The 18,808-nt window shown below is 71.8% G+C and carries 16 protein-coding genes; 4 read left to right on the plus strand and 12 right to left on the minus strand.

Annotation, left to right across the window (positions count from 1 at the left end):
* Positions 1–4: 4 nt before the first annotated feature.
* Positions 5–484 (minus strand): DUF948 domain-containing protein, encoded by a 480-nt coding sequence (locus ACIBEC_RS04155; RefSeq protein WP_360498499.1) that lies wholly within the window; start codon positions 482–484, stop codon positions 5–7.
* Between the two features lie 222 nt (positions 485–706).
* On the opposite strand from ACIBEC_RS04155, the gene ACIBEC_RS04160 reads away from it, so the two are divergent.
* Both ACIBEC_RS04160 and ACIBEC_RS04165 read left to right on the plus strand, forming a co-directional pair.
* Entirely contained in the window at positions 707–2,935 is a 2,229-nt protein-coding gene (locus tag ACIBEC_RS04160; protein WP_360498497.1) for a regulator, read from the plus strand.
* A 64-nt stretch (positions 2,936–2,999) separates the two neighbouring features.
* Positions 3,000–3,326 carry a tetratricopeptide repeat protein gene (locus ACIBEC_RS04165; protein WP_360498495.1) on the plus strand — a complete coding sequence of 109 codons (327 nt, stop codon included), beginning with the start codon at positions 3,000–3,002 and terminating at the stop codon, positions 3,324–3,326.
* Positions 3,327–3,448: 122 nt separating this feature from the next.
* On the opposite strand, the gene rpsD is transcribed toward ACIBEC_RS04165, so the two are convergent.
* From rpsD to ACIBEC_RS04205, 8 genes are all read right to left on the minus strand, one after another.
* Positions 3,449–4,063 (minus strand): 30S ribosomal protein S4, encoded by a 615-nt coding sequence (gene rpsD, locus ACIBEC_RS04170; RefSeq protein WP_360498493.1) that lies wholly within the window; start codon positions 4,061–4,063, stop codon positions 3,449–3,451.
* A gap of 310 nt (positions 4,064–4,373) precedes the next feature.
* Positions 4,374–5,819, minus strand: a complete 1,446-nt coding sequence (locus ACIBEC_RS04175; RefSeq protein ID WP_360498491.1) for a replication-associated recombination protein A — start codon at positions 5,817–5,819, stop codon at positions 4,374–4,376.
* Positions 5,820–5,893: 74 nt separating this feature from the next.
* Positions 5,894–6,511 (minus strand): antibiotic biosynthesis monooxygenase, encoded by a 618-nt coding sequence (locus ACIBEC_RS04180; protein ID WP_360498489.1) that lies wholly within the window; start codon positions 6,509–6,511, stop codon positions 5,894–5,896.
* Between the two features lie 75 nt (positions 6,512–6,586).
* Complete coding sequence (gene ppk2 / locus ACIBEC_RS04185) at positions 6,587–7,390, minus strand: polyphosphate kinase 2 (protein WP_360498487.1); 804 nt, start codon at positions 7,388–7,390, stop codon at positions 6,587–6,589.
* A gap of 106 nt (positions 7,391–7,496) precedes the next feature.
* The gene (locus ACIBEC_RS04190) at positions 7,497–8,021 is read right to left on the minus strand and encodes a GNAT family N-acetyltransferase (protein WP_396287726.1); all 525 of its coding nucleotides are present in this window, start codon (positions 8,019–8,021) and stop codon (positions 7,497–7,499) included.
* A gap of 95 nt (positions 8,022–8,116) precedes the next feature.
* The gene (gene aspS / locus ACIBEC_RS04195) at positions 8,117–9,907 is read right to left on the minus strand and encodes an aspartate--tRNA ligase (RefSeq protein WP_360498483.1); all 1,791 of its coding nucleotides are present in this window, start codon (positions 9,905–9,907) and stop codon (positions 8,117–8,119) included.
* Positions 9,904–11,166, minus strand: a complete 1,263-nt coding sequence (gene hisS, locus ACIBEC_RS04200; protein ID WP_360498481.1) for a histidine--tRNA ligase — start codon at positions 11,164–11,166, stop codon at positions 9,904–9,906. The genes aspS and hisS overlap by 4 nt, the downstream gene beginning before the upstream one ends.
* Before the next feature lie 11 nt (positions 11,167–11,177).
* Positions 11,178–11,885, minus strand: coding sequence for an MBL fold metallo-hydrolase (locus ACIBEC_RS04205; protein ID WP_360498479.1), 708 nt, complete (start codon positions 11,883–11,885; stop codon positions 11,178–11,180).
* 236 nt (positions 11,886–12,121) lie between these two features.
* Between ACIBEC_RS04205 and ACIBEC_RS04210 the strand changes: the two genes are divergently transcribed.
* Both ACIBEC_RS04210 and ACIBEC_RS04215 read left to right on the plus strand, forming a co-directional pair.
* Entirely contained in the window at positions 12,122–12,967 is an 846-nt protein-coding gene (locus tag ACIBEC_RS04210) for a peptidylprolyl isomerase (RefSeq protein ID WP_360498477.1), read from the plus strand.
* A 264-nt stretch (positions 12,968–13,231) separates the two neighbouring features.
* The gene (locus ACIBEC_RS04215; protein WP_360498475.1) at positions 13,232–14,461 is read left to right on the plus strand and encodes a DUF349 domain-containing protein; all 1,230 of its coding nucleotides are present in this window, start codon (positions 13,232–13,234) and stop codon (positions 14,459–14,461) included.
* Between the two features lie 75 nt (positions 14,462–14,536).
* Here the strand turns inward: ACIBEC_RS04215 and ACIBEC_RS04220 are convergent, their stop codons facing one another.
* From ACIBEC_RS04220 to secF, 3 genes are all read right to left on the minus strand, one after another.
* Positions 14,537–16,966, minus strand: coding sequence for a RelA/SpoT family protein (locus ACIBEC_RS04220; protein ID WP_396287727.1), 2,430 nt, complete (start codon positions 16,964–16,966; stop codon positions 14,537–14,539).
* A 175-nt stretch (positions 16,967–17,141) separates the two neighbouring features.
* Positions 17,142–17,693, minus strand: a complete 552-nt coding sequence (locus ACIBEC_RS04225) for an adenine phosphoribosyltransferase (RefSeq protein ID WP_360498473.1) — start codon at positions 17,691–17,693, stop codon at positions 17,142–17,144.
* 24 nt (positions 17,694–17,717) lie between these two features.
* Positions 17,718–18,806 carry a protein translocase subunit SecF gene (gene secF, locus ACIBEC_RS04230; protein ID WP_360498471.1) on the minus strand — a complete coding sequence of 363 codons (1,089 nt, stop codon included), beginning with the start codon at positions 18,804–18,806 and terminating at the stop codon, positions 17,718–17,720.
* Positions 18,807–18,808 lie beyond the last annotated feature (2 nt).

Below are 18,808 nucleotides of genomic sequence, written 5' to 3' on the forward strand. Positions count from 1 at the left end.
GCCGTCAGCCCCTCACCGCTCGCCGGACCCTGGAGAGCAGGCCGCCCCTGGGCGCGGTCGCGGCACGCACCTCGGCGCGGATCAGCCGGGCCAGTTCCTCGCGCTCACCGGTCTGCAGCGGCACGGAGGGCAGGCTGCCCTGCTGCTTGGAGACAGCCTTGCGGACGCCGTAGCTGAAGGCCGCGACCTTCACCAGCGGTCCGCCCAGGGTGGCGGCCACGGTGGAGGAGAGCGCGTTGGCGTTGGCGGCCGCGTCCTGCACGTTGGCGGTGATCTCGTCGACCCGCTCCAGCTGCTCGTTGGCGCTGCGCACCGCGGCGCCCGCGTCGGTCAGCAGCGGCACGGCCTGCTCGGTGACCGCGGAGACCAGGACGGCGGCCTCCTTCAGCACGCGTGAGAGGCGGACGAGCACCACGGCGAGCAGGGTGACCAGGACCGCCCAGAACACGGCGACGAGCAACCCGGCCAGCTCTCCCACGGACACCTTTGCGCGCTCCCTCGCCTTGCTGTTCTCCCAGACGGAACCCTATCGCGCCCACGCCCGGTTTCCGGACCGGGTGGTCGGCGCGGGCGACCCGACCGGGTGTGCGAACCGCGCGCGTAACCTACCGTCCGGTCACCTCGTTCTGCCAGGCAGGTCGTCGCGCGGACGGCCCGAGCACGTCCGGACCGCGAGCGGTCCGGCCTGGAACACGGGGAGCAGCGCTTGGCCGGCGACTGGACAGCACAGCCCTGGGAGACCGCGGCGGGGCCACGCGAGCCGGAGCACGGCCGGCTGCCGGCCGAGGTGACCGGCTTCGTCGGGCGGCGGCGGGAACTGGCCGACCTGGCGGACCTGCTGGCCGCCGCCCGGCTGGTGACGGTGACCGGCCCGGGCGGGGTGGGCAAGAGCCGGCTGGCGCTGCGCGCGGCGGCCCGCGCGGACGGCGTCTTCCCGGACGGCACCTGGCTGGTGGACATCGCGCCGGTGCAGGACCCGCTGCTGCTCGGCCACGCCCTGCTGGAGGCCCTGCGGCTGACCGACGGCACCGCCCGTCCGCCGCTGGACGTGCTGGCCGAGCGGTTGGCAGGCCGGCGCCTGCTGCTGGTGCTGGACGGCTGCGAGCACCTGGTCGAGGCCTGCGCCGAGCTGGCGGACGCCCTGCTGCGGGCGCTGCCCGGCCTGCGGGTGCTGGCCACCAGCCGCACCGCCCTGCGGGCCTCCGGCGAGCACCTGCTGACCCTGACGCCGCTGCCGGTCGACCCGTCGCCCGGCGACCCCCCGGCGCCCGGCGCGCTGCCGGACGCGGTGCGGCTGTTCGCCGACCGGGCCAAGGCGGTGCTGCCCTCCTTCGAGGTGACCGAGGCCAACACCGAGGCGGTCGGTCTGCTCTGCCGACGGCTGGACGGCATCCCGCTGGCCGTGGAGCTGGCGGCCGGACGGCTGCGCGCGCTGTCGGTGGAGCAGATCACCGCCCGTCTGGACGACCGCTTCCGGCTGCTCACCGGCGGCTCCCGGACGGCCCTGCCGCGGCACCAGACACTGCGCACGACGATCGGCTGGAGTCACGAGCTCTGCACGGTGCAGGAACGTTTACTCTGGGCCCGCCTGTCGGTCTTCGCCGGCAGTTTCGACCTCGAGGCCGCCGAGTACGTCTGCGCCGGCGACGGCATCGAACCCGAGGACGTCCTGGACCTGCTCGACGAGCTGGTCGCCAAGTCCGTGGTGCTGCGCGAGGACAGCAGCTTCGGCGTCCGCTTCCGCCTGCTGGACACCCTGCGCGAGTACGGCGGCCACTGGCTGCGCGCCGCCGGCGAGGAGCAGCGGCTGCTGCGCCGCCACCGCGACTGGTACCTGGGCATCGCCACCTGGGGCGAGGTCGAGTGGTTCGGCCCCCGCCAGGCGGAGACCGCCGAGCGCACCGAACTCGCCCACACCAACCTCCGCGCGGCGCTGGAGTTCTGCCTCGCCGAGCCCGGCGAGGAGCAGATCGCCCTGCTGCTGGCCGGCACGCTCTGGTTCTACTGGGTCGGCTGCGGCCACCTCGGCGAGGGCCGGCACTGGCTGGACCGCGCGCTCGCCCTGGACCGCGAACCCACCGAGGCCCGCGCCAAGGCGCTCTGGGTGACCGGCTACATGGCCACTCTCCAGGGCGACCTGGCCGTCGCCCGTCCGGCCCTGGAGGAGTGCCGCCGCCAGGCCCTGGACACCGGCGACGACCGGGCCCTCGCCTACGCCGTCCACCGCCAGGGCTGCGCCGCCCTGATCGGCGACGACCCGGACCGCGCCGCCGAGCTGTTCGAGGAGGCGCTCTGGCACTACCGGACCATCGGCGAGCTCAACAGCAACGTGGTGATGGCCATGCTGGAACTCGGCCTGGCCTACCTGTTCCAGGGCGACCTCGACAGCGGCGAGCTCTGGTTCGGCCAGGCCCGCGAGCTGTGCGAGGAGCACGGCGAGCAGTGGGCGTACGCGTACGTGCTGTACGCGACGGCCTACTCGCACTGGCTGGACGGCGCCGTCCAGCCGGCCCGCGCGCTGGCCCGGGAGTGCGTGCGGCTGAACCACCGCTTCCACGACCTGCTCGGCATCGTGCTGGGGATCGACCTTCTGGCGCTGCTGGAGACCGAGCCGAGCGGCCCGGGCGAGCCGGGCAACCTGCGCGAGGCCCGGGTGCTGCAGGGTGCCGCGCACCGGATCTGGCGCACGGTCGGGACCCCGTTCCTCGGCTCGCGGAACTTCTTCGGCACCCACCAGGAGTGCGCCGAGCGGGCCCGGGCCGGGCTGACCGAGCAGGAGTACGAGGAGTGCTACGAGGCCGGCACCCGGCTGGACCTGGACGAGGCCGTCTCCCGGGCGCTCGGCGGCGGAGGCTCGGCGGACGGTCCGGAGCCGGGCCCGGGTCCCTGCTCGGTGCCGCCCGCTCCCGCTCCCTCGCCGGTCCGCAACGGCTGAGGTCCGGAATAGTTGAAACTTGTCCATTGCTTGAGGGGGCAAGGATCCACCCGGAAGGAGCACCATGGCCGTCCACAACACCGCCGACGAGTACCGCATGGCGACGTTCTACTTCGACTCCAAGGCGTACACCGACGCCGCCCGCATGCTCGAGGGCGTACTGGCCGAGGAGCCGGCCAACCTCTCCGTCCGGCTGCTGCTCGCCCGCAGCTACTACCACTCCGCCCAACTCGGCCGCGCCGAGGCCGAGTTGCTCCGGATCCTGGACGCCGACCCGACCGAGGACTACGCCCGGATGATGCTCGGCCGCACCCTGGAGCGCCAGGGCCGCGCCGCGGAGGCCCGCCCGCACCTGCGGCTCGCCGCCGCGATGGCCGGCGAGGCCGTCTGAGCGGCGAGCACCGGAAGGTGAGCGCCTGAACGGCCGGCACCGGAAAAGGGGCGAGCCCCCGCCGCCTCGAAAGGCGACGGGGGCTCGCTTGTGGTCCTGCGAAGAGCGGAACCGCTCGCGGGTCAGCGCGAGTAGTACTCGACGACGAGCTGCTCGTCACAGATAACCGGGACCTCCTTGCGCTGCGGCGCGCGGTCCAGGCGGAAGGCCAGGGCCTTCAGGTTGACCTCGAGGTACTTCGGGGTCTGGCCCTCACCCGCGTAGCCACCCTCACGGGCGACCTGGAAGGGGACCTTCTCCTTGCTGCGCTCGCGGACGGTGACCACGAAGCCCGGCTTCATCTGGAACGACGGCTTGTTGACCTTGCCGCCGTTGACCTCGATGTGGCCGTGGACGACCATCTGGCGGGCCTGGTAGATGGTGCGGGCGATGCCCGAACGCAGGACCAGGGAGTCCAGACGGCTCTCCAGGTCGGCGACGAGCGCCTCACCGGTCTTGCCCTCGGCCTTCTTCGCGCGGTCGAACGCGCGCGCCATCTGCTTCTCGCTCAGGTCGTACTGAGCGCGCAGACGCTGCTTCTCGAGCAGACGGACCTTGTAGTCCGAGTTCTGCTTGCGACCACGGCCGTGCTGGCCGGGCGGGTACGGGCGGGCCTCGAAGTACTTGACGGACTTCGGGGTCAGCGGCACGCCGAGCGCACGCGCGATCTTGACCTTGGGACGCTTCTGGTTCGCCATGAACCAAACCTTCCTTGCTTACGAATACGGCTTCACCAGGTGTTGACGGAGGTCGCACGTCGCGACCCGGAGAAAACCCCGCCGCCTGCGCGATGGGATCAGCCGCTCTCCGGAGCCGGGCACGAAAGTGCTTGTCACACGGACCGGCCCGGAATCCGGGCCGCCCGCGACACCGAAACGGTGCGCGACGCTCCTGCTGCGGGCCCCTCGGAAGGGGCCTACCGCCGATGTCCCGCTGGTGCGGCCGGTCGGTGGGGTCTCCCCCGCCGCCGTCCCGAGACATGGCACTCCGATCGAGTATAGCCGCCGATCACTCGCCCTTTTCCCCGGGCGTCTGCTCGGCCGCCTTCTCGACTGCCTTCTCGGCCGACTTCCCGGGCTTGCGCTCCGTCTGCTTCTCGCTGCGGCGCTCCCCGCGCAGCCGCCCCCGGGTCCAGTCCACGACGTCCGCGTAGCGGGCCTCGCCGCCGCGCCGGGTCGGCTGGTAGTACTCCTTGCCGTGCACCGCGTCCGGGGCGTACTGCTGGGTGGCGATGCCCTCCGGCAGGTCGTGCGGGTACTGGTAGCCCTGGCCGTGGCCGAGCTTGCCCGCGCCGCCGTAGTGCGCGTCCCGCAGGTGAGCCGGGACCGCGCCCGCCAGGCCCTGCCGGACGTCCGCCAGCGCCGCGTCGATCGCCAGGTAGGCCGCGTTGGACTTGGGTGCCAGGGCCAGCGCGATCGCCGCCTGGGAGAGGATGATCCGCGCCTCCGGGAAACCGATCAGCGCCACCGCCTGCGCGGCCGCCACCGCCGTCTGCAGTGCCGTGGGATCGGCCAGGCCGATGTCCTCGCTGGCCGAGATCATCAGCCGGCGGGCGATGAACCGCGGGTCCTCCCCCGCCTCGATCATCCGGGCCAGGTAGTGCAGGGTGGCGTCCACGTCGCTGCCCCGGATCGACTTGATCAGCGCGCTCGCCACGTCGTAGTGCTGGTCGCCGTCCTTGTCGTAGCGCACCGCGGCCTGGTTGACGGCCGTCTCCGTGGTGGCCAGCGTGATGCTGGACTCACCCTTCTCCAGCGCCGCCCCGGCCGCCGCCTCCAGCGTGGTGAGCGCCCGCCGGGCGTCCCCGCCCGCCAGCCGCACCAGGTGGTCCTCGGACTCCTCGGTCAGCTCCAGCGTGCCCCCCAGGCCGCGCTCGTCGGCCACCGCGCGGCGCAGCAGCGCGCGGATGTCCTCGTCGGTCAGCGACTCCAGGGTGAGCAGCAGCGAGCGGGACAGCAGCGGGGAGATCACCGAGAAGTACGGGTTCTCGGTGGTCGCCGCGATCAGGGTGACCCAGCGGTTCTCCACGGCCGGCAGCAGCGAGTCCTGCTGGGCCTTGGAGAAGCGGTGGATCTCGTCCAGGAAGAGCACCGTCTCCCGGCCGGACATCCCGACCGCCCGCCGGGCGCCGTCGATCACCGCCCGGACCTCCTTGACCCCGGCGGTGATCGCGGACAGCTCGACGAAGCGCCCCTCGACGGCCTGGCTGATCACGTGCGCCAGGGTGGTCTTCCCGGTGCCGGGCGGCCCCCAGAGGATCACCGAGCTGGTGGCCGCCGGGCCGCGCGAGCCCGCGACCAGCCGCCGCAGCGGCGAGCCGGGCTTCAGCAGCTGCCGCTGCCCGGCCACCTCGTCCAGGGTGCGCGGGCGCATCCGTACGGCCAGGGGCGCCCGCCCGGGCTCCTTGGCCTGGCGTTCCTCGGCGGCGGCGGTGAAGAGGTCCGGTTCGTCCACACCGGAAGCCTATGCGAGGGCTGCGACACTCCTCACTGCCCGCTCCTCACCGCCCACCGCTCAACGCTCACCGCTCACTGCTGCGGCGGACGGCGGTCCATCAGGACGACGTCGAACTCCTCCACCGACCGCAGGGTGGCGCCGGCCACGGCGATCGCCTGGGCCCGGGCGTCGGCCTGCGGTCCGCGGGAGGCCACCAGGCTGTCCCGGTCCGCGAAGACCGCGCCCACCGAGCCGTGGCCGGTCGTCCGGTCGACCAGCAGCGCGCCGGTCACGAATCCCGGCATCTTCTCCAGCGTGGGCAGCGCGCGCTCCCGGAAGACGTCGGCCAGCCGGTCCACCCCGGCCGGGTCGACGTCGACCCGCACCAGCCGGAACCCGGCACCCGGTCCGGCCTCGCCGGGCGGGGCCACCACCACGGCCTCCCAGACGTCGGTGGTCACGGTGCCCGCGAGTGTCGCCAGGAGCTCGGCGCGGCGGCCGCCCAGTTCCCGGTCGCTGTCGCGCTCGGCCTGGGCGGACTCCCACCAGGAGCCCATGGCGATCTTGCCCAGCTCCCGGTCGGCGAACAGCCCGTAGCCGCGGTAGCCCGGCCGGCCGGAGAGCAGTGCGAGGGCCTCGGTGCGGAGCGCGTCGAGGGTCTGCTCGATCCGGTCCGGGTTCCCGGTGGCATAGACGGTACGAACGAACATGAGCGCGCCTCCTGAGGACGCCCGGACGCCACGCGGGGCCGTTTCTCGGATGCGGCGTCCGGAGAAACCCCGTCTTCAGTCCAGTTTGGCAGCGTAGTCCGGAACGTACTTCTGGAGGTCGCGCGGGGGCCGCTGGTAGCCGCGCGAGGCCGGGCGGGGCGGCAGCTCGATCTGCGGCGCCTTGATCTCGTGGTACGGCAGGCTGGAGACCAGGTGGGCGATCATGTTGATCCGGGCCCGGCGCTTGTCGTCGCTCTCCACCACGTGCCAGGGCGACTCGGGGATGTCGGTGTGGATGAACATCTCGTCCTTGGCCCGCGAGTAGTCCTCCCAGTGGGTGATCGACTCGATGTCCATCGGGGAGAGCTTCCAGCGCTTCATCGGGTCCTCCAGTCGGTCCCGGAACCGCTGCTCCTGCTCGGTGTCGCTCACCGAGAACCAGTACTTGCGCAGCAGGATGCCCGCCTCGATCAGCATCCGCTCGAAGGTCGGGCAGTGGTACAGGAACTGCCAGTACTCCTCGTCGGTGCAGAAGCCCATCACCCGCTCGACCCCGGCGCGGTTGTACCAGCTCCGGTCGAACAGCACGATCTCCCCGGCCGCCGGCAGCTGCTCGGCGTACCGCTGGAAGTACCACTGGCTCTTCTGCCGCTCGGTCGGCGTGGGCAACGCCGCGACCCGGGCGATGCGCGGGTTCAGGTACTCCGTCACCCGCTTGATCGCTCCGCCCTTGCCCGCGGCGTCACGTCCTTCGAAGACCACCACCAGCCGGGCGCCCTCGACCCGCACCCATTCCTGGAGCTTCACCAGCTCGTGCTGCAGCCGCAGCAGCTCCCGCTCGTACGGCTTCCTCGCCAGTCGCTCCGGCTTCGCGGCCACGCTCTGCTCCTCCGTCCGACCGACGCTGATGCACACTCACCGTAGGCGCAGCACGGCGGATTCGCAGGCCGGAACGGAACAGGGCCGACGGCGCAGGAGCGGCGGTCTAGACCGCGACGAAGGGCTCGGGGTAGCGGCAGAGCCCGCGCGGGCCGCCGTCGTACGCCGCCAGCGGCAGCGTCTGGAAATAGGCCTCCGGCACCTCGAACGGGCCGGCGACCTCGTACCGCCCGGCCGGCGCGAAGCCGAACCGCCCGTAGTACCCGGGATCGCCGAGGACGACCACGAGCTTCTCCCCCGCCTCCTCGGCCGCCGACAGCGCGGCCCGGACGACGAGTTCGCCGACGCCCCTGCGCTGCCACTCGGGCGCCACGGCGACCGGTGCGAGCGCCAGCGCCTCGCCGTCCCCGACCCACAGCCGGGTCAGCAGCGCGTGGCCGATCACCAGTCCGGTCTCGTCGACCGCGACCAGGGACAGCCCGGGCAGCCAGGCGGGATCGCGACGCAGCGCGTCCACCAGGTCCGCCTCGTCCGGCCCGGGGAACGCGGCCATGTGGACGCGTCTGGTCGCCGGGGCGTCCTGCGGACACTCGACTCTCGTGGTGACTTCTGTGACTTCTGTGACCTGCATGAGTCAACCCTCCCTGTGTCACACGTCGTTGTGGACCGGCCCCGGACGGTGGGTGGACCGTCCGGGGCCGTTGCAGGTTAGCGGATGACGCTTCGTCAGGACTTCGGCTGAGCCTCGGACTTGGCGTCCTCGCGGACCTTGGGCTGGGCGTCCACGCCGGCCTCGCGGCGCTGCGCCGGGGTGATCGGGGTCGGGGCGCCGGTCAGCGGGTCGCCACCGGTGGACGTCTTCGGGAAGGCGATGACGTCGCGGATGGTGTCGTACCCGCCGAGCAGGGTGACGATCCGGTCCAGACCGAAGGCGACACCACCGTGCGGCGGCGGGCCGTAGTTGAAGGCGTCCAGCAGGAAGCCGAACTGCGAGGCCGCCTCCTCCTCGGAGAGGCCGATCGCGTCGAACGCCCGCTTCTGCACGTCGCGCTGGTGGATACGGATCGAACCGCCGCCCAGCTCCGAGCCGTTGAGGACCAGGTCGTACGCGTTGGACAGCGCCGAGCCCGGGTCGGTGTCGAAGGTGTCCAGCGACTCCGCGGTCGGGGCGGTGAACGGGTGGTGCACCGCGTGCCAGCCCAGGAAGGCGCCCTTGTCGTCCTCGATCGGCTCGAACATCGGGAAGTCGACGACCCAGAGGAAGGCCCACTTCGACTCGTCGATCAGCTGGCAGCGGCGGCCGATCTCCAGACGGGCGGCACCGAGCAGCTCCTGCGAGGGGCGCTCCTTGCCGGCCGCGAAGAAGACCGCGTCGCCGTTCTTGGCGCCCGCGGCGGCGGCGAGGCCGGCCAGGTGCTCCTCGGAGAGGTTCTTGGCGACCGGGCCGCGCAGCTCGCCGGTCTCGGCGTCGATGAGCACGTAGGCCAGGCCCTTGGCGCCGCGCGCCTTGGCCCAGTCCTGCCAGGCGTCCAGCTGCTTGCGCGGCTGCGAGGCACCGCCGGGCATAACCACGGCACCGACGTACGGGGCCTGGAAGACGCGGAACTCGGTGCCCTTGAAGTACTCGGTGAGGTCGGTGAGTTCCTGGCCGAAGCGGACGTCCGGCTTGTCGGAGCCGTAGCGGCCCATGGCGTCCGCGTAGGTCATCCGGGGCAGCGGGTTCGGGATCTCGTAGCCGTGCACCTCGCGCCAGACGGCACCGATGATCTTCTCGCCGAGGGCCAGGATGTCCTCCTGGTCGACGAAGGAGGCCTCGATGTCCAGCTGGGTGAACTCCGGCTGCCGGTCGGCGCGGAAGTCCTCGTCGCGGAAGCAGCGGGCGATCTGGTAGTAGCGCTCCATGCCGGCCACCATCAGCAGCTGCTTGAACAGCTGGGGCGACTGCGGCAGCGCGTACCAGTGGCCGGGCTGCAGGCGGACCGGGACGAGGAAGTCGCGGGCGCCCTCGGGGGTCGAGCGGGTGAGGTACGGCGTCTCGATGTCGAGGTAGTCGTTCTCCTCCATCACCCGGCGGATGATGTTGTTGACCTTGGAGCGCAGCCGCAGGCCCTTGGCCGGGCCCTCACGGCGCAGGTCCAGGTAGCGGTAGCGCAGCCGGACCTCCTCGTTGACCGTGCCCGGCTCGTACTCGGCGACCGGGAAGGGCAGCGGGGCGGCCTCGGAGAGCACCTCGATCCCGCTGACGACGACCTCGACGGCACCGGTCGGGATGTCGGGGTTCTCGTTGCCCTCGGGGCGGACGCGGACGTCGCCGACGACCTTGACGCAGTACTCGGCGCGCAGGCCGTGCACCGAGTCGAGGTCGCGGACCACGATCTGCACGGTGCCGGAGGCGTCGCGCAGGTCGATGAAGGCCACGCCGCCGTGGTCGCGGCGGCGGGCGACCCAGCCGGCCAGGGTGACGGTGGTGCCTGCGTGCTCCGGGCGGAGCGTGCCCGCGTCGTGCGTGCGGATCACAGCTGCTTCTCCTTCAGGGTGGTGACGAGTGCGTCGAGGACGACGGGGGTCTGCTCGCCGGTGCTCAGGTCCTTGAGCTGGACGACGCCCTCGGCGAGGTCCCGGTCCCCGGCGATCAGGGCGAAGCGGGCGCCGGACCGGTCGGCGGACTTCATGGCGTTCTTGATGCTCTTGACGCCGAAGGCGAGGTCGGTGGCGACGCCGGCCCGGCGCAGCTCGATCACCTTGGCGAACAGGATGTTCTTGGCCTCCTCGCCGAGCGCGACCGCGTACACGGCGGTGGCGGCGGGCAGGTCGAGGGTGACGCCCTCGGCCTCCAGCGCGAGGAAGGTGCGGTCCACGCCGAGGGCCCAGCCGACGGACGGCAGCGCCGGGCCGCCGATCATCTCGGACAGGCCGTCGTAGCGGCCGCCGCCGCCGATCGCGGACTGGGCGCCGAGGCCGTTGTGCACGAACTCGAAGGTGGTGCGGGTGTAGTAGTCCAGGCCGCGGACCAGCTTCGGGTCGTCCACGAAGGCCACGCCGGCCGCGGTGAGCAGCTCGCGGACCTTCTCGTCGTACGCCTTGCACTCCTCGCACAGGTAGTCGCGGAGCTTCGGGGCGTCGGTGAGCTGGGCCTGCACCGACTCGCGCTTGTCGTCGAGGACGCGCAGCGGGTTGATCTCGGCGCGGCGGCGGGTGTCCTCGTCCAGGTCCAGGCCGGCCAGGAACTCGATCAGGGCGGCGCGGTAGACCGGGCGGCACTGCTTGTCGCCGAGGCTGTTGAGCAGCAGCGAGTAGTCGCTCAGGCCCAGCGAGCGGAAGGCGTCGTCGGCGAGGATGATCAGCTCGGCGTCCAACGCCGGGTCCTCGGCGCCGATCGCCTCCGCGCCGACCTGGGAGAACTGGCGGTAGCGGCCCTTCTGGGCGCGCTCGTAGCGGTAGTACGAGCCGGAGTACCAGAGCTTGACCGGCAGGTTGCCCTGCTTGTGCAGGTTGGCCTGGAGCGCGGCGCGCAGCACCGAGGCGGTGCCCTCCGGGCGCAGCGCGAGCTCGTCGCCACCCTTGGTGGTGAGGTTGTACATCTCCTTGGTGACGATGTCGGTGGACTCGCCGACGCCGCGGGAGAACAACTTCACGTCCTCGAAGACCGGGGTCTCGACGTAGCCGTAGCCGGCCCGGCGGGCGGGCGCGGCGATGCGCTCGCGGATCGCCAGGAAGGTCGCGGAGCTGGGGGGCAGCAGGTCGTAGGTGCCCTTGGGGGCGGTGAAGGTGCTCAACTTCTCTTCCGTCACATTCCTCGTCGCGGGAAAGCCGGGGCGCCGACCGCCCCCGCTGCCTGTCGGAGGTAGGGGTTGGTGGCGCGCTCGCGGCCGATGGTGGTCTGACCGCCGTGGCCGGAGAGGACCACGGTGGAATCGTCGAGGGGCAGGCACACCCGGGCCAGCGAGGTCATGATCGCCTCGCTGTCCCCGCCCGGGAGGTCGGTACGCCCGATGGAGCCGGCGAACAGCAGGTCGCCCGAGAACAGCACCGGGGGGAGGTCCTCGGCACCGGGCGTCCGGAAGGTCACCGACCCCCCGGTATGGCCCGGGGCGTGGTCCACGGTGAGATGCAGGCCGGCCAGCTCCAGCACGCTGCCGTCGGTGAGCTCGCGCACGTCGTCGGGCTCGCCGACGGTGAGCTCGCCCATCAGCTGGGTGCCCAGGGAGCGGCCGAGCGCCTTCTCCGGGTCGGACATCATGTACCGGTCCTCGGGGTGGATCCAGGCCGGGACGCCGCGGGCGCCGCAGACCGGGACCACCGAGGCCACGTGATCGATGTGGCCGTGCGTGAGCAGCACGGCGACGGGCTTGAGCCGGTGTTCGCGGATCAGTTCCTCGACGCCGGAAGCCGCCTGGTGGCCGGGGTCGACGATGACGCACTCCTCGCCCGCCGCCGGAGCGACCAGGTAGCAGTTGGTGCCCCAGGCTCCAGCGGGGAATCCGGCGATGAACACGCGCGTCCTTCGTGATGCGGTCGGTGGCGACGAGGATGGAAGTCAAGTGGTGTACGGGCAGCCTACCGGCGGTACGGCTCCGGTTGCGAACCAGATGGGGGTGGCGGGACGCGGCCTTCTGACAGGTTCACCGCGTCCTTACGGGCCCGGTCCCTACACTTGGCCGCCGAGGGATGCGATGATCCGCTCCGGAATCCATCCACTTTTTCCCCGCACATCCGTAGGAGACACGGCCGGTGGTCAGTAGCGAACAGCGGCGGCGGCAGCTCGCCCGCGAGAAGTACGAGCGCCAGTTGGAGCGCCGGGTCGAGGCGGCGGCCGCGCGTAGGCGCCGCAACACGATCCTGGGCTCCTCATTGGCCGTCGTGGTCCTGGCCGGCGGCGGGACCTTGATCGCCACCGGCGCGTTCAGCTCGGACGACAAGGACAAGAGCACCTCGGCCGCGAGCACCCCGCAGGCCGCGCCGACCCAGGCCGGCGAGCCGACCACCCCGACCCGCAAGCCGGTCGAGGGCTGCGTCGACCCGGCGCCGGGCGCCCCCAACGGCAAGAAGTGGCAGGCCGAGCCGGCCATGTCGATCGACCCGGGCGCCGCGTACACCATGGCGCTGGACACCAACTGCGGCAAGGTGACGATCGCGCTGGACGCGGCCAAGGCCCCGCACACCGTGAACTCCTTCGCCTTCCTGGCCGGCGAGAAGTACTTCGACCACACCAAGTGCCACCGCCTCACCACCGACGGCATCTTCGTGCTGCAGTGCGGCGACCCGACCGCCAGCGCGACCGTCCCGGGCGGCACGGGCGGCCCCGGCTACAAGTTCGCGGACGAGAACCTGGCCGGCGCGACCTACCCGGCGGGCACCGTGGCGATGGCCAACTCCGGCCCGGGTACCAACGGCAGCCAGTTCTTCCTGGTCTACAAGGACACCAAGCTGCCGCCGAACTACACCCCCTTCGGCAAGATCAGCGGCGGCCTGGACGCGGTGCAGAAGATCGCTGCCGCCGGCACCCTGGAGGGCTCCCCGGACGGCCACCCGATGGCCGACGTGACCTTCAACTCCGTTACGGTGTCGAAGGGTTGATAGGCTCCGGGGCCGTCGGCCGCCGGCGTCCGCGCCGCCCCCGCCCGGCCCCGGACCGAAATCGCCCGGCCCGGATGCGGACAGCACCGGGCCTGGTCGCCTATGTTGGCGTTGTATAGGGTGCCCGCACCCGCCTGGCCGTCACCCTCGGCAGAAAGGCACGGCGGACGGGGACGGCGGACTCATCGGTCCGCCGCACATCAACTGTGGACGACGGACGCGCGCCGCCCCGGCGCGGGCGCGACGTCATGTGGAGGACGCGCTATGAGCAGCGACCCGTGGGGCCGTGTGGACGAGCAGGGCACGGTCTACGTCAGGACGGCCGACGGCGAACGCGTCGTGGGTTCCTGGCAGGCCGGCTCGCCCGAGGAGGCCCTCGCCTACTTCGAGCGCAAGTACCAGGGCATCGAGGTGGAGATCGGCCTGCTGGAGAAGCGGGTGCGCACCACCGACCTGGCCGCCAAGGACGCCCAGACCGCGCTGGAGCACCTGCGCGCGCAGGTCGTCGAGGGGCACGCGGTCGGCGACCTGGACGCCCTGGCCAAGCGGCTGGACACGCTCGCCGGCGAGATCGAGAGCCGGCGCGAGGAGCGCAAGGCCGCCCGCGCCAAGGCCCAGGACGAGGCCCGCGCGGCCAAGGACGCCCTGGTCTCCGAGGCCGAGCAGCTCGCCGAGTCCACCCAGTGGCGGGAGGCCGGGGACCGGCTGCGCGCCCTGGTGGACACCTGGAAGGGCCTGCCGCGCCTGGACCGCAAGAGCGACGACGAGCTGTGGCACCGCTTCTCGCACGCCCGCTCGGTCTTCTCCAAGCACCGCAAGGCGCACTTCGCCACCCTGGACGCCGAGCGCGAGACGGCCCGGCAGACCAAGGAGGCGCTGGTCGCCGAGGCCGAGGCGCTGTCCTCGTCCACGGACTGGGGCACCACCGCGGCCTCCTACCGCGACCTGATGGCGCGCTGGAAGTCCGCCGGCCGGGCCCAGCGGGACATCGAGGACGAGCTGTGGGCGCGGTTCCGCGGCGCGCAGGACGTCTTCTTCCAGGCCCGCTCCGCGGTGTTCAGCGAGCGGGACGCCGAGCAGGTGGAGAACCAGAAGCTCAAGGAGGCGCTGGCCGACGAGGCCGAGGCGATCCTGCCGATCACCGACCTGAAGGCCGCCAAGGCCGCGCTGCGCGAGGTCAACGAGCGCTGGGAGGCGATCGGGCACGTGCCGCGCGAGGTCCGTCCGAAGCTGGACGGCCGGCTGAACGCGGTCGAGCGGGCCATCCGCGAGGCCGAGGACGCCGACTGGAAGCGCTCCAACCCGGAGGCCAAGGCCCGCGCGGCCGGCATGGTCGGCCTCTTCCAGGCCAAGGCCGACAAGATCCAGGCCGACCTGGACAAGGCCCGCGCCGCCGGCAACGCCTCCAGGGTCGCCAAGCTGGAGTCCGAGCTGACCGGCGTGCAGACCCTGCTGGAGCAGGCGCACCGCAGCCAGGAGGAGTTCAGCGGCTGATCGGACGCCGCAGGAACACCGAAGGGGCCCCGGGTCGATCCCGGGGCCCCTTCGCGTGCGGCTGCTCGCGTGCGGCTACTTGCGCGCGGAGGTGACGCGGTAGACGTCGTACACGCCCTCGACGCCGCGCACCGCCTTGAGCACGTGGCCGAGGTGCTTCGGGTCGCCCATCTCGAAGGTGAAGCGGCTCATCGCCACCCGGTCGCGGGAGGTCTGCACCGCCGCCGACAGGATGTTGACGTGCTGGTCGGAGAGCACCCGGGTGACGTCCGAGAGCAGGCGGGAGCGGTCCAGCGCCTCGACCTGGATGGCCACCAGGAAGACCGAGGACTGGGTGGCTGCCCACTCGACGTCGATCATGCGCTCCGGCTGCTGGCTCAGCGCCTCGACGTTGACGCAGTCGGCGCGGTGCACCGAGACGCCGTTGCCGCGGGTCACGAAGCCGACGATCGGGTCGCCCGGCACCGGGGTGCAGCAGCGGGAGAGCTTGACCCAGACGTCCTCGACGCCCTTGACGATCACGCCCGGGTCGCCCTTGGCCCGGCGGCGCGCCGCGCGGCGGGTGTCGTGCGTCGGGGTGGCGGTCTCCGCCAGGTCCTCGGTCGCGCCCTCCTCGCCGCCGAGCGCCTGGACCAGCTTCTGGACGATGTTCTGCGCGGCGACGTGGCCCTCGCCGATCGCGGCGTAGAGCGAGGAGATGTCGGGGTAGCGCATCTCGTGGGCCAGGGTGACCAGCGAGTCGCCGGTCAGGATCCGCTGGATCGGCAGGCCCTGCTTGCGCATCGCCCGGACGATCGCCTCCTTGCCGTGCTCGATCGCCTCCTCGCGGCGCTCCTTGGAGAACCAGGCGCGGATCTTGTTGCGGGCGCGCGGCGACTTGACGAAGCCCAGCCAGTCCCGGGACGGCCCTGCGTTCTCCGCCTTGGAGGTGAACACCTCGACGGTGTCGCCGTTCTCCAGGGTCGACTCCAGCGGCACCAGCCGCCCGTTCACCCGGGCGCCTATCGTCCGGTAGCCGACCTCGGTGTGCACCGCGAACGCGAAGTCGACCGGGGTCGCGCCGGCCGGCAGGGCTATCACGTCGCCCTTGGGCGTGAAGACGAAGACCTCGTTGCTGGCCAGGTCGAAGCGGAGCGACTCCAGGAACTCGCCCGGGTCGGCGGTCTCCTTCTGCCAGTCCAGCAGCTGCCGCAGCCAGGCCATCTCGTTGACGGCGCCGGCCTTGTCGTCCTTGCGGACCTGGGTCGGGGTGTCGGTGCGGACCTTGGACGCCCCGGCGACCGCGCGCTGCTTGTACTTCCAGTGCGCGGCGATGCCGTACTCGGCCCGTCGGTGCATGTCGAAGGTGCGGATCTGGAGTTCGACGGGCTTGCCGCCGGGGCCGATCACCGTCGTGTGCAGCGACTGGTACATGTTGAACTTGGGCATCGCGATGTAGTCCTTGAACCGCCCCGGCACCGGGTTCCACCGCGCGTGGATGGTGCCCAGCGCCGCGTAGCAGTCGCGGACGGTGTCGACCAGGACCCGGATGCCCACCAGGTCGTAGATCTCGGCGAAGTCCCGGCCCCGGACGATCATCTTCTGGTAGACCGAGTAGTAGTGCTTCGGCCGACCGGTGACGGAGGCGGTGATCCGGGCGCCGCGCAGGTCCGCCTGGACCTGGTCGATCACGGTCGCCAGGTACTCGTCCCGCTTGGGGGCGCGCTCGGCGACCAGCCGGACGATCTCGTCGTACATCTTGGGGTAGAGGATCGCGAAGGCGAGGTCCTCCAGCTCCCACTTGATGGTGTTCATGCCCAGCCGGTGCGCCAGCGGGGCGTAGATCTCCAGCGTCTCGCGGGCCTTCTTCTCCTGCTTCTCCCGCTTGAGGTAGCGCATCGTGCGCATGTTGTGCAGGCGGTCGGCCAGCTTGATCACCAGGACGCGCGGGTCCTTGGCCATCGCCACGACCATCTTGCGGACGGTCTCGGCCTGCGCGGCCTCGCCGAACTTGACCCGGTCCAGCTTGGTGACGCCGTCGACCAGCAGGGCCACCGAGTCGCCGAAGTCCTTGCGCAGGGTCTCCAGGCCGTAGTCGGTGTCCTCGACGGTGTCGTGCAGCAGCCCGGCCATCAGGGTCGGGGCGTCCATGCCGAGCTCGGCCAGGATCGTCGCGACGGCCAGCGGGTGCGTGATGTACGGGTCGCCGCTCTTGCGCTTCTGCCCGCGGTGCCACTTCTCGGCCACCGCGTACGCCTTCTCGATGTCACGCAGCAGCGCCGGGTCGGCCTTGGGGTCGTTGGCCCGGATCGAGCGGAACAGCGGCTCCAGGACGGGGTTGAGCACGCTGGTGCGCTGGCCGCCGAGGCGGGCCAGGCGGGCGCGCATGCCACCGGTGGAGCCCCGGCCGGACGGGGCGAGCGAACGCGAGGAGGTCGGCGCCGGGCGTGCCGGGGTGGCCCCCGAGGGCGTGGGACTGTCTTCGGGGGCGGCCGCTGCGGCCGTGGGCACAACCTCGTCGGGCAAGGACTACTCCTCGGGGCACCGGGCCGGCCCCTGCCGTGGCCCGAACGGACGGACACAACCGGGAGGGGATGAATCTTCATGGTACCGAGCCGGGCGCCCCGGTGTTCATCCGGCCGGGCCACGAAACGGAAGGGCGGCGGTCGGATGTTCCGACCGCCGCCCTTCCGCGGTTGCCTCAGACCGTGACCAGCGTCTCCAGCGGAGCACCGTTCAGGTGCCCGGCCAGCCGCGCGCGGCCGTCCAGGAAGCCCAGCTCCATCAGCACCACGACGCCCGCCAGCTCGGCGCCGGCCTCCTTCACCAGGTCCAGCGAGGCGCCGATGGTGCCGCCCGTGGCCAGTACGTCGTCCACCACCAGCACCCGCTCACCCGGTGCGAAGGCGTCGCACTGCACCTCCAGCGTCGCCGAGCCGTACTCCAGCTCGTACGAGCGCCGGAACACCTCGCCGGGCAGCTTGCCCTGCTTGCGGATCGGCACGAAGCCGAGCCCGGCCGCGAAGGCCGCCGGGGCCGCCAGCACGAAGCCGCGCGCCTCCAGGCCCACCACCTTGGTCGCCCCGAGCTCCTTCGCCCGGTCCGCCAGCGCCCGGGTGAGGGCGCCGAAGGCCTCGGCGTCGGCGAGCAGCGGCGCGATGTCCTTGAACAGCACACCCGGCTTCGGGTAGTCCGGGACGTCCCGGATCCGGCTGTTCAGCAGCTCGGCCAGTGCGGTGTCGGCGGTGGTCACGGTGTCGGTCCTTAGGGTCGGGGCTCAGCTCTTGGTGGACGGACGGCCCTTGGCACGAGTGCCGGCCGAGCGACCACGCTGACCGACCATACCCGCAGGCTGGCCCTGGTCCGTGAGCTCGTCCGCGGGCACCGCGTCCTCGGCCTTGGCGGCCGAGGCCCGGTGCTGCAGGACCCGCTTGCGCAGCGCCTTCATCGTCGGCTGCTCCTCCTTGAGCTGCGCCAGCAGCGGGGTGGCGACGCAGATCGAGGAGTAGGCACCGGCCGCGAGACCGATGAACAGCGCGAGCGAGATGTCGTTCAGCGTGCCGGCGCCCAGGAAGCCGCCGCCGATGAACAGCAGCGCGGCCACCGGCAGCAGCGCCACCACGGTGGTGTTGAGCGAGCGCACCAGGGTCTGGTTGAGGCCCGCGTTGGCCGCCTCGCTGTAGGTGAGCTTGTTCTGCTTGGTGAGCCCCTTGGTGTTCTCCTTCACGGTGTCGAAGACGACGACCGTGTCGTAGAGGGAGTAACCGAGGATCGTCAGGAAGCCGATCACCGTACCGGGGGTGACCTCGAAGCCCACCAGGGCGTAGACGCCGATGGTGATCAGGAGGTCGTGGATGAGGGCGACCAGGGCGGCCACCGCCATCCGCCACTCGAAGGCGATCGCCAGGTAGACCGTCACCAGGATCATGAAGACGATCAGACCGGTGAGCGCCTTGTTGGAGATCTGCTTGCCCCAGCTGGGGCCGATCACCTGGGCCTCGACGGTGTCCAGCGGAACGCCGATCTTCTCGGCGAGCTGCGAGCGCACCTCGTCCGAGCTCTTCGGCTCCTCGGTGCTGACCTGGATGCGGATCTTGCCGTTGTCGGTCGACTGCACCAGCGGGTGCGAGGAGACGACCTGGTCGGCCTTCTCCTGCGCCTGCGAGACGGACAGGCCGGGCTTGGCCACGGTGTAGACCGAGCCGCCCTTGAACTCGATGCCCAGGTGCAGGCCCATGGCCAGGCCGATCGCCGCGACCAGCACGATCGCACCGGAGATGGAGTACCAGAGCTTGCGGCGCCCGACGAAGTCGAAACTGACCTCGCCCTGGTAGAGCCGGTGACCCAGATTGGAGAAGCGCGACACGG

The organism is Kitasatospora sp. NPDC051164 (assembly GCF_044455625.1).
Lineage (GTDB): Bacteria > Actinomycetota > Actinomycetes > Streptomycetales > Streptomycetaceae > Kitasatospora.

Excerpts from the sequence above, each read along its gene's own strand:
- ACIBEC_RS04165 (WP_360498495.1), top strand. The coding sequence starts at position 3,000 with ATGGCCGTCCACAACACCGCCGACGAGTACCGCATGGCGACGTTCTAC.
- ACIBEC_RS04215 (WP_360498475.1), top strand. The coding sequence starts at position 13,232 with ATGAGCAGCGACCCGTGGGGCCGTGTGGACGAGCAGGGCACGGTCTAC.
- ACIBEC_RS04190 (WP_396287726.1), bottom strand. The coding sequence starts at position 8,021 with ATGCAGGTCACAGAAGTCACAGAAGTCACCACGAGAGTCGAGTGTCCG.
- rpsD (WP_360498493.1), bottom strand. The coding sequence starts at position 4,063 with ATGGCGAACCAGAAGCGTCCCAAGGTCAAGATCGCGCGTGCGCTCGGC.
- ACIBEC_RS04180 (WP_360498489.1), bottom strand. The coding sequence starts at position 6,511 with ATGTTCGTTCGTACCGTCTATGCCACCGGGAACCCGGACCGGATCGAG.